Here is a 16,825-nt window from a genome sequence, read left to right on the forward strand (position 1 = left end):
GTATGCTTGATACGAATAGTATATTGCTCAGTTCACTGAAAATTGGAAATCGTACTGCACAGAACCGCTTTGTTGCCCAACCAATGGAAGGGAATGACGGGGAAAATGGAGCAGTATCAGAGCGCGCAATCAAGCGCTATACACAGCTTGCAGAGGGGAAGTGGGGTGTCATCGTTATTGAGGCACTTGCAGTAAAAAGTGATGCCTTGGCAAGAAAGAACCAGATGGTGATCAACAGAGAACACCTTCCGGGATTCAAGAAGCTGGTTTCAGAGATGAAAAAGGCCGACCCCAATGCCCTGATTCTTTTCCAGATCACCCACTCAGGACGCAAGAGTGGCAAGGACTTTTCCCAGCCAACTGCCTTGTATGATCCAGCACCCCATGAGCACTTGCTCACCACCGAGGAGATTGATGAAATACAACGCCTGTTTGTGGAAGCAACCCTGCTCGCAGAAGAGGCAGGTGCCGATGGTGTGGATTTCAAGATGTGCCATGGGTACTTCGGGTGTGAATTGCTTCGTCCTGCAAACCAGAGAGATGACAAGTGGGGAGGTTCCTTCCAGAACCGTACCCGATTCCTCTCTGAGTCTGTGAAGGAACTGAAGACCCGTCTGAAGAACAAGGACTTCATCCTTGGCAGCAGAATCAGCTACTGGGAAGGGATCAAGGGCGGATGTGGCACAAAGAGCGCTGATGACGCGGTGGAAGATCTAAATGAGATGGACGAGGTGATCCGGCTTATGGTCAACCTTGGCCTGGATTATGTGAATGTCTCAGCAGGAATTCCTGGGGTAACCAGTGAAATCACCCGACCGACTGCAACCTCCAAGTGGTTTTATCTTCACCAGTTCAGGTATGCCCGAAGGGCGAAAGCCTTGGTCGGGGATGCAATGAAGGTGTTTGGTTCTGCCTATTCTGTCCTCAAGGAAGAAGCACTTCCCCTTGCAGAAGAGAACTTGCAGAACGGGGACACAGACTTCGTAGGTTGGGGAAGACAGACACTTGCTGACCCACTATTCCCGAAACGCCTTGCTCTGGGGGAGCAGGTGGATTATTGTAAACTTTGTTCGGGCTGTTCAAAACTCATGGTGAAACAGGAGAAGGTGAAGTGCATCATCTACCCTGTGATAAAAGAATAGGTGATTGATGGCATGACAAAGCGAGTAACGGTATATGATATTTCGAAACGGCTGGGACTTAGTCCCAGTACCGTTTCGAGGGTACTCAACAACTCTTCCCTCATCAGTACAGAGAAGAAGGAACTCATCCTTCGTACTGCAGAAGAGATGGGGTACCAAAAACGAGCAATCAAACGACAGAAAGGACGGGCAATTATCAATATCCGCCTGTTTCTGCCCAAGACCCAGTTCAGTTACATCCATCTCTTCTATGATGTGGCTGAATTGATCGAAGGTATCCAGCATGGATTCGGCGAAACTCGTGTGAATATCATTACCAGCTTGAATGATGGCGATCTCTCGCTCTTCGACTCCAAGAAACTTGGGGACATCGATGGGTGCATTTTCGCATTCACCAAACCCTCTGATGCCCTTGAGGAACTTCTGGAAGACCGTTCTGTCCCGTTCATCCTTCTGAACCGTTCAAACCCTGAACATAACTATGTGTTGGTGGATAACCTGGTCGGTATGGACGCCTTGGTGAATGCGATGTACAAGAAGCGGGGGGAATCCCTCAAGCCTTGTTACGTCGGTTTTTCAAAACTTCCTTCGGTAAGTGAACAACGTGAGATGGGAGTCTATAAAGGGTGCCAGGCCCGTAATATTCCCTTTGACCGTGATAAGGATGTGATTATGGTGGACTCTCTCACCGAACTACGTGAGAAAGTACTGCCCGCAATAGAGGAGCACTCCTATAACGGGGTTTTCTGCTTCAACGACCTTATGGCTGTTTCTCTCTACCAAACTGCTTTGAGAAGAAATTGGAGGGTACCTGACCTGTTTTCCCTCACAGGATTTGACAACTCCCCCATGTTGCAACTATTGGACCAGAGGATCGACACTATTGAGTTCTCACTCCTGAAATTGGGAAAAGAAGCGGGGATGTGGTTGAACGGTCGCATTATCAATCGTTTGGATAATGCAATACAGAAAGCCTTGGAAGGGGACTATATCGTAGGAGAAACAATCTAGATGGTTGATGCAAGTGAACAATATCTATTCCAAGGGTACGCTCTTCCTGTATATCAAACGGGTGTCTTGATCATAGGCTCTGGTGCAGCCTCCCTCTCTTGTGCCATTCATCTGCATCGAATGGGATGCAGCGAGATGCTTATTGTTACCGATAATCGTAATGGGGGTACCAGCCGTAATACCGGGAGTGACAAACAGACGTACTATCGCCAAAGTGATGCCAGCCATGTTCCCGATTCCCCCTACGCGATGGTGGAGTCATACATCCGTGGTGGTGCTACCCATGGGGATATTGCATTTATTGAAGCCCAGAACTCTCTCCGTGCATTCTATAACCTGGTCTCGTTGGGGATGGAATTCCCTCACAACCGCTATGGTGGATACACCGGGTATAAAACCGACCATGACCCAAGTTCCAGAGGGATATCGCTAGGTCCCTATACTTCCAGAGAGATGGTAAGGGTCCTCAGTGCTGAAGTCCAAAGAAATGGTACACCATTGTGGGACCAGTGTGATGTAGTGCGCCTACTTACTGATGAGAATGATCAGATGGTGGGAGCCGTCATTCTGGACAAGACGAAATTGCAAGAGGAAAACCATGGTCTGTCAGTTATTCTTGCCGACCATGTGGTCCTGGGAACCGGTGGACCTGCAGGGTTTTACGCCTCTTCAGTTTATCCAAGGGTTCACGTGGGAAGCATTGGTCTTGCCATGGAGATCGGAGCAGAAGCAGCAAACCTGACTGAGTCCCAGTTTGGTATTGCAAGCATCAAGTTCAGATGGAACCTCTCGGGAAGTTACCAGCAGGTACTTCCTCGTTATTACAGCACTGACAGGGAAGGGAATAATCCTGAAGATTTCCTCTCTCCCTACTTCTCCTCTTGGGAAGCTTTGACCAATGCAGTGTTTCTCAAAGGCTACCAGTGGCCATTCGATGCAGCAAAGATTCCTGATGAAGGATCTTCCTTGATCGATTTGTTGGTCTACCAGGAGACACAGGTGAAGGGAAGACGTGTTTTCATGGATTTCCGTGAGAACCTTAGTGGGAAGAGCGAATGGTGTGACTTTTCCAAAACATGTGTTGCTTCCAGTGCCTTGGGGTACCTGCAGACATCCGGAGCTTGGGCTGAAACTCCCTATGAACGGCTCCAGTTGCTCAATCAGGCTGCAATTGACATGTATGCAAGTAATCATATCGATCTCTCCAAGGACACCCTTGAGATTGATGTATGTGCACAGCACAACAACGGTGGACTTGCTGCCGATATCTGGTGGGAGTCCACGAATATCGCTCATCTCTATCCCATTGGGGAGGTGAACGGGAGCCATGGTGTGAGCAGACCAGGGGGTAGTGCATTGAACGCTGGTCAGGTAGGAGCTCTACGAGCTGCTACAAGGATCATGGGATATGGTACTCCTAAAGCAGCTACAATACAGGCTTGCAAAACACAGATCAACGACCTGATCCAATACATCAAGCACGTTACATCCGACGAGAGAAGCAACTTGCAGGAAGCCAAGATTCTGCTTGATACCCAACAATCCCTATTGCAACAGCGTATGTCTCGCTCAGCTGGGCCTATCAGGGCGCACTCCTTGGTCGAAAAGGCTTTGGTGGATGCGAAAGAGCAACAATCCATGCTTGCAAGCATAACCGACATACCCTTCGTTTATCTCCCAAAGGTACTACGCTTGAGACATATGGTTTTGGCCCAGGGGTGGTACTTGTATGCCATTAAAACCTATCTGGAGAGAGGAGGTGGAAGTAGGGGATCATATCTTGTGGTATCTGAGGAAGGAGAGACTCCTCACCCCTTGTTGGCTACCTATAGCATGGTGCCCGAGGAGAGGTCCTTGCGTTCATACGTACAGGTTATAGACCTGGATGAATCAAGTTCACTCCAGTGCCGATGGGATACCTGTAGGGAAGTACCATCAGAGACCTTCTGGTTTGAGCGTGTTTGGCGGGAATTCAAGGAAAAATCCTATCTCAACGCATAATACATTGAGATAGGGATACGAGACTGTTACAGTCTGGGGATCGCAAGTCCTCCATCAACAGTGATGACTGTTCCGCTGGAGAAGGGGAGCGCACCCTCGAATAGGGAGCTTACCGTCTTGCCGATGTCCTGGGGCGTACCCCAGCGCATCTGTGGTACCAGCCCTTCTGCAAGCAGGGAGTCATACTTTCCCTCTACCGCTGAGGTCATATCGGTCTTGATGATACCCGGTCGTATTTCGTACACGAGAGCACCTTCAGGTGCGAGACGTGTTGAGAAGAGGGAAGCAGCCATCCCAAGTCCTGCCTTGCTGATGCAGTACTCGCCTCGGTTTACCGACACCATGGTAGCTGAGACAGAGGTGATGAATACGATGATCTTTCCTTGTAGTGAGGAGTTTTCTTTCCATCGGTTTGCAATCTTCTGGGTAAGAAAGACAGGGCCTCTCAGGTTCGTGTACATAAGGCGATCATACGATTCTGGGCTCATCTGCAGCAGGTCTGCTCGTTCTTTTGGTGCAACCCCTGCATTATTGACCAGCCCATCCAGTGAACCGGTGAAAGAGAATGCTTGGGAGACGAGTTGGTTTTGTTGTTGTTCATCGGAGATGTCGCCTTGTATGATGAAGAAGGCTTGGTTTTTGTCAATCGCGGCTTCTTGGCATAGATGTTGGGTTTCCAAGGCAGCTTCCTTGTTCCCTGCATAGTTTATGATAACCGAGTACCCACGTGCGGCGAGCGAGAGGCAGATTCCTCTTCCAATTCCGCGGCTTCCACCGGTGACCAGAATGGTTTGTGGCATTGATATCCTCCATATTGTTGCATGCAACAATATGAATTGTGAAGGCTTTTGTTCTCGCTGTCAAGCGTCAAGATATAGGAAAGGGTAGTGAAGTGAAGAGAGAAAACAAAGGAATCAACACCAGGATGCTGGGATTGGGATTAGGATTGGCCGCTTTTGTGCTTATCCTCGTGCTTCCTCTGGATGGACTGGAAAGCAAGGGTAGACTCGCTTTGGCGCTTACCTTGATGACTGTTGTCTTCTGGGCCTTCCAGGTAAGCCATACCGGCTATATTGCAGGTATGTACTTGGTCCTGTTGATCGTCTTGGATGTAAGCAAGCCAGCTACCGTACTCTCTACCTGGACAAGCTCAAGTACCTACCTGATCATAGGAGCCTATCTGATCGCAGCAGCGGTTCGCTCTTCCTCTTTGGGACAACGTATAGCCTACTCATTCCTCCTTCATTTTGTCACATCCTATAAAACCTTGATCATTGCAATCTTTGCACTGACCTTCATCCTGAGTCTACTCATTCCCCATGCATGGCCCCGTGCGTTCTTGATCATGTCAGTCATGAGTGTGGTTATAAAGAGTGCGAATATCGAACGAAAAGAGGCAATTGTTATAGGCTTCGCTGTCTTTGCCTCCTCAGTACCTATTTCCCTTATTTTTCTCACTGGAGCAAGTGTTACCAGTCCATTGGCGGTTGCCTATGCTGGCATTGAGCTTTCATGGCTTGGCTGGCTGGAAATTATGGGCTTGCCTGCCTTTATTGCAAGCCTTCTTACGCTGGCTCTCTTCCTGGTATTATTCACCCCAAAGAAACCCTTACACCTAAATAAGGTTGCCATCAGCGAGGCATCTCGTGAATTGGGGTCATTCACCAAAAAAGATGTGCGTGTGGTGGTCTGGTTATGTATTGCCATTGTGGTTTGGTCACTGGATTTTCTGCATGGAATCGACATCGGTTGGGTCACCTTCCTTCTTGCCGTGTTGATGAGCCTACCCATCATTGGGGAAGTCCTTGAGCCTAAGCATTTCAAGGAAGTGCCCATCCAGGTTCTCATCTTTATCAGTGCAGCAACGGCAATCGGGAAGGTAGGCGCTGAGACCGGGGTGAATGCCTACATTGCCCAAGTGGTGCTTCCCTCGTTCATTCCTTCCAATATTTTCCTGCTTGCCATCATCGTTACCACCTTTACCTTGGTGGTTCATATGGTGCTTGGAAGCGTACTATCAGTCATGGGTGTAGCAATTCCCGCCCTGCTTGCCTATATTGCTCCCCTGGATATCAATCCAATGGTGGTTGTGTTCTGGTCATATACGGTTATCGGAAGTCACTACATTCTTCCATTCCACCACATGAATGTGCTGGTGGGACAGGGAGAGGGGAACGGGTTATACTCCCAGAGGGAGACGATCAAATTGGGTGTTCCCATGATTGCAGTAGTGTATTTCACCACTGTGGTAGTGGAAACGCTCTGGTGGAAGCTGCTCGGTATCCTCTAGAGTATGAAGCCCTTCAGGTTTTCCATTGATGGTTGAAGCTCCTTGGCTTCGATGCGGTGAATAATGGATACTACCTGGTCATTTATGGGAGTAGGAATCCCCAATTTCTTTCCTTGCTCGCTGAGTACGCCGTTTATGGCATCTACCTCACAGGGTTTGCCTTTCTCTATGTCTTGGAGCATGCTTGGTTTCAGCTGGCGATGCTTGCGGATCGCAAAGGGGATCAAGTGGAAGCTGACCCACTTCTTAAGAGAATTCGTATAATCGAAAAGCTTTGCAATGTCTTTTCCTTGTACGGGTTCCAAGGTAACTGAAGAGGCTTTGGCTATATCGATACACTCTTTCATAATCCTCTGTGCTATCCTTCTTGCTTGTCTGTTTGCTGCAACATCCCCAAACGTACAGCCTAGGGCTGTAGCGGTTCCACTGAACGAGGCATTGATCAGGAGCTTCGACCAACGGGCTCCGATGAAATTATGCTCAATGGTAATTTCTCCCATCAAAGAAAGAATCTGGGAGATTTCTTCAAGCATTGCCTCCCGCCCAGGAACAGGCAGGCCAAGGCTGAATGAGAATGTATGCTCATCACTGGTCAGTTCTACCACCCCGCTTCCGGTCAAGGTGGCACCCCATCCGATGGTACACCCACAAACTCGATTGCTTCCAAGGATTTCCATCAAGGTGGGTTCAGGGATTCCGTTCTGCATGGTACAGAGCATTCCGTCTTCTTTGAGGTATGGTTTCAAGAAGGACGCTACTCTTCTGTTCTCGAGTTGCTTGGTAAGCAGGAAGATGAGGTCATATGTTCCCTTCATGTCTTCAGGCAACAAGGCGGTAACAGGGATTGTGGCTGTTCGCTTGCCTACAATCTGGGCTCCTTTCCTTTGGAGTGCCTCAATATGTTCCTTGTTTCTGCTGATGAGATCAACAGCGACCCCTCGTTCATGAAGATACGCTCCCAAAATGGTTCCCAATGACCCAGCACCATAGATGGCAATGCGCATACGTTTTCCTCCTCCTATGAATAGTAGACTACAGGGAAGGGGAAAGATTGCACAAGATAGAAGTGAAAGGATTACCACAGAAATGGAGGGTGTTGCACTTCATGAAATATGCAGTCATCTGATATGCGTGGAGTCAATCAATAGTACTGGGTACCTGCATAGAATAAAACAAAGGGACCTTTCGGTCCCTCTGTTGATAATTGCTTTGTTAAAGCCTAGTAGCGGTAGGAATCGCGGCGTTCAGTTCTGGGACGCGCAATTGCTTCGTTTACTTTCAGGTTACGGCCATCAACTTCCTGACCATCGAGCTGGGAAATGGCAGCTACTGCTGCATCATCCTGATCCATCTCAACAAATGCAAACCCCTTGGGGCGATTGGTGTCACGATCGACAATGATGTGTGCACTCAGCACGTCACCGAATTGTGCGAACAGGGAGTACAAGGACTCTTCTGAAGTTTGGTAGCTCATGTTTCCGACATAAATTTTTTTAGCCATGATACAGTTCCTTTGCAAACTATGTGTTTGCTTTCTGAGGGTATTTTAAGAATTTGGGATTAGTTCGTTCGGGGACCCGTCAGATAGCATGATAGTTTAGCAACAAGCCTTCAAAGATAGGATTTAGGAACAGAAAGAAACACAAATACGTAAGTTGCCTTACAGTAGGGTTTATTTCACAAAGAGTCAATGTATGGACAGAAGATTCATCATATTTCGGAAACAAAATAAACGGGACCACCTTTATAGGTCATCCCGTTTATAGCAAGTGAAAAGAATTTCTAGTTCTTTTTCTTCTCTGCAATGCGTTTCTTCTGGGTTTTCTCAATTGCATCAACAATATGCTCAACCGGTGCACCTGCAAAGGTTGCCAGCTACCTGCTTTCTGATCTCCTCCCTTGTTGAGGGAGTATCCTTGTTGATGATGGGAATGGAAGACATGATGAATCCCGGGGTACAGAAGCCACACTGTACAGCACCTTCATCGATGAAGGCCTGCTGAATGTCGCTGATCGTTCCCTTTGTGTCACTCAATCCCTCGAGGGTCAGGATATCCTTTCCCTCTGCCCATATTGCCATATAGATACAGGAGTTGAACGGCTTTCCATTGATCAGAACGGTACAAGCACCACATTCTCCTACATCACAGCCATGTTTGATGCTGTCCAAGCCAGCGTTTCCACGGAGCATATCGGAAAGAGATGAACGAATATCCACGGTAAACGTTCTCTGCTTCCCATTGACCGTGCAGGTGATATCTTTATTAGCCATTGATTGTTCCTCCTGCTTTCTCTACAGCTGCCTTGGTTGCCCGTCTTGCGAGCTCCTTTACCAACTGCAGTCTGAACTCCTTGCTGGCTCTCCAACTTGTTCTTGGCGTGACATCAGCAAGTGCACCCTCAGCTACCGCTTCCAGAAGTGCTGCATCAAGGGCATGTCCCTTGGCGCTCTCCTCTGCTTTTGTGGAGCGGATGGGGATGGGGGCTGCAACTCCAAAGGCAATGCGGAGCCTTTCTATTGCGTCCTTGTTATCGTTCAATGTCACATTGACTGAGCAACCGAGAGTCGCGATATCCATAGCACGTCGCATCGCATACTTGATGTAGTGGCCATAGGTATTCTCGTAGCTCTCTTTGGGAATACGGATACCAGTCATGATCTCGCCTTGGCGAAGGTCTACCTTGCCCGGTCCAAGATTGAATTCTGCATAGGGAAGGATTCGTATCCCATCCAGACTGGTCAGCTCCAGAACTGCATCATACGCCTTGAGGGTGGTTGCCGAGTCGGCGCTGGTGACACCGTTGCAGATGTTTCCACCAATGGTGCCGATATTCCTGATCTGGGGGCCGCCGATCTGGTCAACAGCCTCGCCCAGGACGGGAACATGTTCCCTGATCACTGGATGCATGGAGACATCGGTGAAGCTGGTCAGTGGACGGATAAGGATTGAACCATCATCCTCAAGGCAGATGCCTCTCAGGTCTTCGAGCATATAGATGTTGATGAGATCACAACCTGCAAGCTTCCCTTCGCGGATCTTGATCAGGATATCACTGCCTCCGGCAAGGATGAGAGCTTCAGGATGCTCTTTCTTAAGCCGTAAGGCCTCCTCTACAGAGGTTGGTTCATAGAGTTTATTAAAGTTATACATGCGCTCCTTCCTTTATTTGATCAGTCCCGCATCGGTGAATGCACCAAACAGACGTTGGGGGTGAAGCGGAATTGCATTTACAGCAACTCCGGTTGCATTGAGTACTGCATTACGGATGGCTGGGGCAACGGGAATCGTAGGAGGTTCGCCGAGGCTCTTGTTTCCGTATGGACCGGTGGGGTCATAGGTCTCTACAAAGTCAGCATGGAGGTCAGGGGTATCCAGAGCGGTCATCAGCTTGTAGTCAAGCAGATTGTCGTTGTACATCCGGCCTGTCTTCGGGTCGAACAGATGTCGTTCATACAATCCATAGCCAAGCCCCATGCTCATTCCACCATGCACCTGACCCTTTGCAGTCTGGTGATTGAGAATGGTTCCTGAGTCATGGACATTGATGATATCCAGAACCTTTACCTGACACATCGGGATATCCACCTCTACCTCGACAAAACAGACTCCGAAGGAGTACGTGTTGTCTGTGCAGTGGTGTGTCTCCTCAGCAGCAATATGCTGTGAGTTTGTCAGGCTGTAGCAGGATTCAATGGCTACATCTGCAACCGAGAGCAAATGCTCATCCTTGTTGGTGTGCACAATGTAGTTTTCCTTGATATCCAGATCCCATGGATCACACTTCAGCATAAAACCGGCAAAATCAAGCAGCTTTTTCTTGAAGGCTTCGGCAGTTTTCTTAACCGCCAACCCAGATACATAGGACTGTCGGGAGGCATAGGCACCGGTATCGTAGGGAGTGACATCAGTGTCCTGCTTGCTGATCATGTGAATCTTGTCCATCGTTAGGCCGATGGTTTCAGCGGCCATCATGGCAAAGACAGTATCAGCACCCTGACCGATCTCAGTTGCTCCCATCTGTACCTGCAGAGATCCATCCTGGTTGAGCAGCATGCGCACTGCAGAGGTCTCCAAGCTGATCGGATAGACACCGGTCTTGTAGCAGAAGATGGCCATGCCAACTCCTTTCCTGATCGGCCCATCCTGCTTCTCGTACTCCTTGCGCTTCTTTGAATAGGAGAGGTATTTCTCTCCCTTGTCGATACACTCCTCGAGGCCGGTGGAGTGACAGGTGATGGTGGTAACCGGGTCAACGAAGCCAAGCTTCATCATATTCTGCTTTCGGATCTTGATCGAGTCAAAACCAGTCTTGGCAACGATATCATCCACGTGGGCTTCCAAGGCAAACCCAATCTGGGGAATACCGTAGGCCCTCATTGCTCCAGCGGTTGGCATGTTGGTGTAGACCGTATAAGCCTCTCCCTTGATTGCCCCCACCGGATACATCATCCTGAATCCGTTTACTGCATTGGCAACCAGTGCGTGTGCATGGCTCGCATATGCTCCTTGGTTGGAGTAGGCTTCGATGCTTCTTGCAGCAAAGGACCCATCAGGGCGAATATAGCTCTCAATGTGGAACTTCATTGCATGTCTTGTTCTTGTACAGGCAAAGGTCTCTTCCCTGGTATATGCCAAGATAACAGGTCTACCCCCAACACGAGTGGTCAGGTAGGCATTCAAGGGCTCGGTAAGAGCATCCTGCTTGTTGCCGAATCCACCACCAATATAGGGCTTCACAATCCTGATCTTGCCAAATCCTACTCCCAAGGCCTGGGAACAGACACGGCGCACGATATGGGGAATCTGGGTGGAGCTTACCACGACAATCTTGCCATCTTCCTCATATGCAAACGAGTTTGCAGGTTCAATATGGCAGTGGGTTACAATTGGGGTCTCATAGTCGCCTACGACTTTGATAAGGCCCTTTTCCTTAATGGACTCTTCAAAGGAACCAATTTCATAGGAAGAGTGGACCACTACGTTGTTTGGCTTTTCCTCATGGATTACCGTTGCCCCTTCCTTCATTGCATCTTCAATGGAGAGGATGGGGGCATACTCTTCGTAGGTTACCTTGATCTTTCTCACTGCTTCTTCTGCAGCAATCTCAGTTTCGGCAATAACTGCTGCAATGTCATCGGCATAGCAGCGAACCCTTGCATTGAGCAACTTACGGTCAGCGATATCCTGGTGTTTGGGTTCGGTCGACCATGGGTGCCCTGCAGTAGGGAACTGAATGTCGGGGACATCGAAACAGGTGACAATGTCCACAACCCCTTCAACCTTCCATGCCTCAGATAGGTCAAACTCCTTCACCCAGCCATTTGCAATGGTACTATGCAGTACTTTTGCATGAAGGGCATGGGGAGAGACCAGATCGGGGGTATATTTTGCTTTTCCTGTCACCTTGTCGTATGCATCGACTCGGTTTGGGGATTTTCCTATGATATTCATGGAGTTCCTCCTTGTTTCCTCAACAACCCTGCTTCTGCAAATTCTGGGACTAGGCAGAAACTTCACATTTTTTCTGTGAAAGATGAGCATAGAAGCTTCCAGAAAGGCAGAGCTTTCTTTTCGTACTTTCATAATACAACAAATTGCAACAAATTCAAGGAATTATTCTCAATAAGCGAAAAAAAAGAGTATGGATTGATAATATTGCTATCCATCTAACAGATAACAAATTCTAGGTAGGAATACCTATAATCTTAGGTGCTTTTACCTGCTATCGCCTTGGATGGTTCCTTTTCATACTGTTCTTGGATAGGAGAGGAAAACAGTATGAAGGTAAAAATTACACACTATATAGCATGTATCGGACTGATCCTTTTTCTTCTGACTTCTCTTGCCGGATGTAAAAAGGATCCTGGTAACAATCCTGGTGAAGAGGAACAAGAGGATGTAGCGGTTTTTTCCCTGGCCAGAGCCCCTGATGGTGAGTCTTCGTTCAGGGCAGGTGAGTATGAAGCTTCTGAGGAGAAAAGCATAACCTCCCGTTGGCTTGCAGCAAGTCAGACTGACAGTGGGTTTACGTCCATCACCCCAGACAGCCTCAAGGTTGCTTATCGCTACATTGCATTGATTCCTGACGCTACCGTACAGAAGATTGGATTAAAGGGTATCTATGGCAGGGGGCGTTATGATGCCATGAATGCATGGGATGGAACAGCACTGACTGCATATAGAAACAATGCAATGACCAAGCTACCCGGGTTCAACACCTCCCACTATCCTGATGTTCCGCCAACAGAGGATGATATGCTTGAGTTCTCTGTCTATGTGGATGATGACACCCCTGTAACAAAGCAGGAGGTAAAGGAAGGCTCCTTTGTAATCTTTGATGGGTCGAATGACACCCCCAGTGATGTAACTGATGATACCTTGGCAGTATTCGACCTGAATGATACTTCCTTCAAGGTGGATGTTGATGACCTGCCCCCAGAAGGTGTGGTTTTTACTGGTATAGCGTATGAGCTTGTCTATTATGAGGCGGAGCTCTCCGGTTTTGGGGCTGTACGACTGTATTACAACGATTACGGGCAATTCAAGGCAGGAGACTTGGTGGTGAACAAAGCTGGAGATTCTCCTGATAAGGGCTGGCAATGGGCATACCTGAAGCATGGTGATGGCCCAGACTCTTGGGATGGGTCAGCTGTACCTGAGGTGAGTGGAGGTGGGTATGATGACTATGATACCGATACGGTAGAGGAGCCTAACCCACAGGTGGAATATAAGGGCTACTATCCTCTAACGGGTTCTGGTACTGCAGAGAAAACAGTAAGTTCTGGACTCATTCCAACCTTTGTCAATCTCGAGAGTACAGGGGATGCATGGCCTGATGTAACAAATCCAGATCCAAAAGACCCATTTCTCTTGAACGCAGACAAGCATCCAAATCCATCGGGAGCTTGCATCTACTGGACGGTTAATCAGAACATATTCAACAAACCAGTGGGAGATGCCCAGCCGGTTCCTTACGACCATCCCCATATTGAGGAGGTTTCCGATCCAGGAGGCTTTGGTACATATAATGAAGCCAATCCCATAGCGAGTACCCCTATCAAGAGTGGAGGGACTATTAGGAGCAATCGGGATGCAAGTATCATCTACTATGAGGTGGACGATCATCTAGGTGTTTCTGACATGTCTAGCGTCCTCTACAGTGATACCCGACTTGATCCAGCTACTGTTATTGACCGAACAACCATGAGGAACAAGTTTGGGGTGTATGCCTATGACTCTGGTCTTGTCAGTAACCTGTATAACGATGCGCCCCTGGTAGAGAGGTGGAATGGCAGTGGATACACCACCTATTTTCCGACCTTGCTCGACCTAAGCATGGGACGAATCTGTGTGGTGGCAAGCAGGAGGGATGCCGATCCAACTGGAAGAAGCCAACAAGGCTATGTCTATGATCCTCCTCCATCCAACACTCCTGATGCGCTGGAGATGTCGATTGTAGAGGTAGCTATCACTCTGCAGATTGATATAGCCTTTGGGTATGGGGAAGATTGTAGCGGAAGAAGCTGGGGAGATGGAGTTGTTATCAGTTCCACTGATTTTGAAAAACGCTTCATGAGCTTCGCTCCTCAGGTTGGTGCATCAGAGTATGGTGGATGGGGAGCTGATCCTAATGATCCGGTGCCCTCACAGAGAGGGTTCTATGGGAGCCGGTCTGATGACCATGGATTGGAGACCGAATTATCTTTCAGGCAGAATCACTTTGCCATCGATGTGCAGAATGTTGCCTACCGGGATGTGTACGCTCTGCCTCCTATTCTTGATAATCCATCTCCTGACGAAGGTCCATTTACAGAGGATATTCATGTAAGTATCGCAACCAATGGAACCGGAGTGAGTGTCTACTACACCACTGACGGTAGTGATCCAACGAACAGTTCAACACCCTATACCGATGCAATTCCTGTTTCTTCCAATACCACCATCAAGGCGATTGCGTACCAGACGGGGAAGCAATTCCCCTCCATGATCGTGGAAGCGTTCTATGAGGTAAGTGGTGCGCAGAGGTACTCAGTACCTGTAGAAGTTTCTTCAGTGCCTTTGGCCGCTGCAGGGAAGCCAGCCTTTGTATTACTGTTCAAGGATCAGGAGCTCGACCTCTCCAGGGCTTTCTCTCCTGTTTCCTGCACCCAGGTGAATGTAGACCAGAACAAGGTCTCTGCAAGTCTGAAAGAGGTATTGGGAGGAACATATTATCTGCTTGTGGTTGTCGACATGGACCGCTCGGACAGTCTTACTGAAGGGGACCTCGTCTATCCGTCCACAGTTGCAAATCAGGTGGTGAACTTGCACAGCGTACAAGTCCCCTCTGCAACTGTAGTTTCCCTTTCAGGTGCTTCCTACACGGTTCCTGCCAGAACATTGGAGCGGAGTCTAGCTGCAGATTAGCGACAACAACACTGCTCCGGTACGCCTTTCTTTAGGGAGAGGCGTACTCTCTTATATTCAACTCTTTACCGCACTGATTCCTACCGGTTACAATACAGTAACATGTGTGAGTAGGAGGGTGGAATGAGAAAAAGCCTCCCGATCAATCGCTCTCTGGCCGGAACAATGCTTTTTCTGCTTGTCCCCGCCATCTGCAATGCTGCTCCCTTGATCCAACCCAAGTATAGCGAATCCATGGCATCGCCTTTTGTTGTAGGGCTTGTTGCACTCGGGGTATTGTTCGGGCTTCTTTGGTACAATATCTTTCTTGCCATCTCGACCAAGGAGAAAATGTTCCTCTATTTTTCCCTCATCATGGTTCTCCTTACCATTCTCCAGACCTTCTCCACCTATGACCGATTCTTCTTCTTTCTCACCTATAACCGGGTGACAATGATCACCCATTTGCTGTTCATGACCTTCCTGCTCTTCTTCGAGGAGTTGTTTTCCATCAGGGAGCACGATAAGAGGCTATCATCATTCAATCGGGTCAATATCGTTGTCATTGGTGGGTATGTGGTGCTCTTCCTGCTTTTGAAGATCTTGTTTCCTATGGCAGAAAGGTTGCACACTACGCTCAATTTCATCCGGGAACTCTTTGTTTTCTATACCAATGCACTCTTCCTCTATACCATCATCAGGGCAATGGCATGGATGAAGAGGGAGGGAATCTTGCTCCTGGTTGCATTCATTCCCCCTGCCTTTACCACCAGTGTCAATGCATTGAATATTTTCCCTTTCATGCAAGGGCATGAGCAGTTTACGACCTTCTTGATGCAGTACAACCAACCCATCGGACTCTCCCTGCAGGCGATACTTTTTTCCTTAGCCGTGGGGAACCGATACAACCGGATCAAGATGGAGAGGCAAGAAGCATCTCGTACGCAGGAGCTTCTCTCCCAGCGTACACGGTTTTTCTTGAACATGAGCCACGAGACCCGCACACCCCTGACGGTTATCCTTGGTCTTGTAAGACAGTTGAAACAAGAAAATGCGGCACTCACGATCAAGCAAGCTGAGCCAATGCTCTCTGCAATAGAACGTAATAGCCTGATACTCTTGAGACAGGTAAACCATATGCTGCGTTTGGAACGAAGACGGGAAGTTAGGGTGGAGACCGCACTCCCTCTTGTTCCCCTGACTAATCTTCTCATCAATGCATTCCTTCCTGTTGCCCAAGAGAAGAATATTGCCTTGGAGTTTGATGCCAGCTCGATACCCCCAAAGCTCGGTCTCATGGTAAGACAGGAAGACTATGAATCGATGGTGATGAACCTCCTTTCCAATGCAATCAAATACTCGGGGGAAGGGGGACGAGTGGTCCTTTCCCTCCACCAGGCAGACTCACAGGAGCTTATACTCTCCGTCTCTGATACTGGTATCGGTATAGTACCAGAAGACCAAGAGAGGATTTTTGAACAGTTCGAGGTGGTGGAGGACCCCTCTTCTTCTATGCAGACTGGACTTGGGTTGCCTCTGGTTAAGTATATTGTTGAGGAGTATGGCGGAACCATTGAGTTGGAGAGCAGGCTAGGAGAAGGGAGTATCTTTTCCCTTCGCTTTCCTTCCTTGTTGTTGCATCAAACTGAGACAATGGTCTCTGAGAGTGAGCTGGAGCATCTGTATCTTTCTGAGTTCAGGCATCTGGAGATGGAGTGCCCAGAGCCTCCTTCCGATAGCCTTACTATCCTCGTCGTGGAAGATAATGATGACCTAAGATGGTACATTCAATCCATTCTCCAGAAGAAGTATCGGGTTTTATCAGCCTCTTCAGCCGACCAAGCACTGCAATTGCTCGAAAATGAGGATGTGGCTCTGATCATCAGCGATATCATGATGCCCCAAATGGATGGACATGCATTCCTCAAGGAAGTGAGGAGGCGTTTTGTCGATACCCCAACCCCCCTGATCTTTCTCACTGCACGAGATTCGAT

12 protein-coding genes are annotated in these 16,825 nt (G+C 48.5%); 6 read left to right on the forward strand and 6 right to left on the reverse strand.

The window, feature by feature from the left end; genetic code table 11:
• The first annotated feature begins 2 nt into the window (after window positions 1-2).
• From JF818_RS14015 to JF818_RS14025, 3 genes are read left to right on the forward strand one after another with little or no spacing between them, the layout of a single operon-like run.
• On the forward strand, window positions 3-1,142 hold the full coding sequence (locus tag JF818_RS14015; RefSeq protein ID WP_198892598.1) for an NADH:flavin oxidoreductase: 1,140 nt from the start codon (window positions 3-5) through the stop codon (window positions 1,140-1,142).
• A 12-nt stretch (window positions 1,143-1,154) separates the two neighbouring features.
• On the forward strand, window positions 1,155-2,153 hold the full coding sequence (locus JF818_RS14020) for a LacI family DNA-binding transcriptional regulator (protein ID WP_198892599.1): 999 nt from the start codon (window positions 1,155-1,157) through the stop codon (window positions 2,151-2,153).
• Window positions 2,154-4,154, forward strand: coding sequence for an FAD-binding protein (locus JF818_RS14025; protein ID WP_198892600.1), 2,001 nt, complete (start codon window positions 2,154-2,156; stop codon window positions 4,152-4,154).
• Window positions 4,155-4,180: 26 nt separating this feature from the next.
• Here JF818_RS14025 and JF818_RS14030 read toward each other — a convergent pair whose 3' ends face one another.
• Window positions 4,181-4,954: a 3-ketoacyl-ACP reductase gene (locus JF818_RS14030; protein ID WP_198892601.1), complete on the reverse strand. Its 774-nt coding sequence runs from the start codon at window positions 4,952-4,954 to the stop codon at window positions 4,181-4,183.
• Window positions 4,955-4,992: 38 nt separating this feature from the next.
• Here JF818_RS14030 and JF818_RS14035 point away from each other — a divergent pair, with 38 nt between their 5' ends.
• Entirely contained in the window at window positions 4,993-6,444 is a 1,452-nt protein-coding gene (locus JF818_RS14035; RefSeq protein ID WP_198892602.1) for an SLC13 family permease, read from the forward strand.
• Here JF818_RS14035 and JF818_RS14040 read toward each other — a convergent pair.
• From JF818_RS14040 to xdhA, 5 genes are all read right to left on the reverse strand, one after another.
• Window positions 6,441-7,448, reverse strand: a complete 1,008-nt coding sequence (locus JF818_RS14040; protein WP_198892603.1) for a ketopantoate reductase family protein — start codon at window positions 7,446-7,448, stop codon at window positions 6,441-6,443. The two genes, JF818_RS14035 and JF818_RS14040, sit on opposite strands and share 4 nt — an antisense overlap.
• Window positions 7,449-7,663: 215 nt before the next feature.
• Complete coding sequence (locus JF818_RS14045; protein ID WP_117329645.1) at window positions 7,664-7,945, reverse strand: RNA-binding protein; 282 nt, start codon at window positions 7,943-7,945, stop codon at window positions 7,664-7,666.
• A 345-nt stretch (window positions 7,946-8,290) separates the two neighbouring features.
• The gene (gene xdhC / locus JF818_RS14050) at window positions 8,291-8,716 is read right to left on the reverse strand and encodes a xanthine dehydrogenase subunit XdhC (RefSeq protein WP_233067915.1); all 426 of its coding nucleotides are present in this window, start codon (window positions 8,714-8,716) and stop codon (window positions 8,291-8,293) included.
• Window positions 8,709-9,596, reverse strand: a complete 888-nt coding sequence (gene xdhB, locus JF818_RS14055) for a xanthine dehydrogenase subunit XdhB (protein ID WP_198892604.1) — start codon at window positions 9,594-9,596, stop codon at window positions 8,709-8,711. The genes xdhC and xdhB overlap by 8 nt, the downstream gene beginning before the upstream one ends.
• A 12-nt stretch (window positions 9,597-9,608) precedes the next feature.
• Window positions 9,609-11,897: a xanthine dehydrogenase subunit XdhA gene (gene xdhA, locus JF818_RS14060; RefSeq protein ID WP_198892605.1), complete on the reverse strand. Its 2,289-nt coding sequence runs from the start codon at window positions 11,895-11,897 to the stop codon at window positions 9,609-9,611.
• Between the two features lie 327 nt (window positions 11,898-12,224).
• On the opposite strand from xdhA, the gene JF818_RS14065 reads away from it, so the two are divergent.
• Together JF818_RS14065 and JF818_RS14070 are read left to right on the forward strand one after the other, a co-directional pair.
• Complete coding sequence (locus JF818_RS14065) at window positions 12,225-14,852, forward strand: chitobiase/beta-hexosaminidase C-terminal domain-containing protein (RefSeq protein WP_198892606.1); 2,628 nt, start codon at window positions 12,225-12,227, stop codon at window positions 14,850-14,852.
• Window positions 14,853-14,975: 123 nt separating this feature from the next.
• The coding region (locus tag JF818_RS14070) for an ATP-binding protein (protein WP_198892607.1) at window positions 14,976-16,825 on the forward strand (1,850 nt) is incomplete at its 3' end.

The organism is Sphaerochaeta sp. S2 (assembly GCF_016406725.1).
Taxonomy (GTDB): Bacteria; Spirochaetota; Spirochaetia; order Sphaerochaetales; family Sphaerochaetaceae; genus Sphaerochaeta.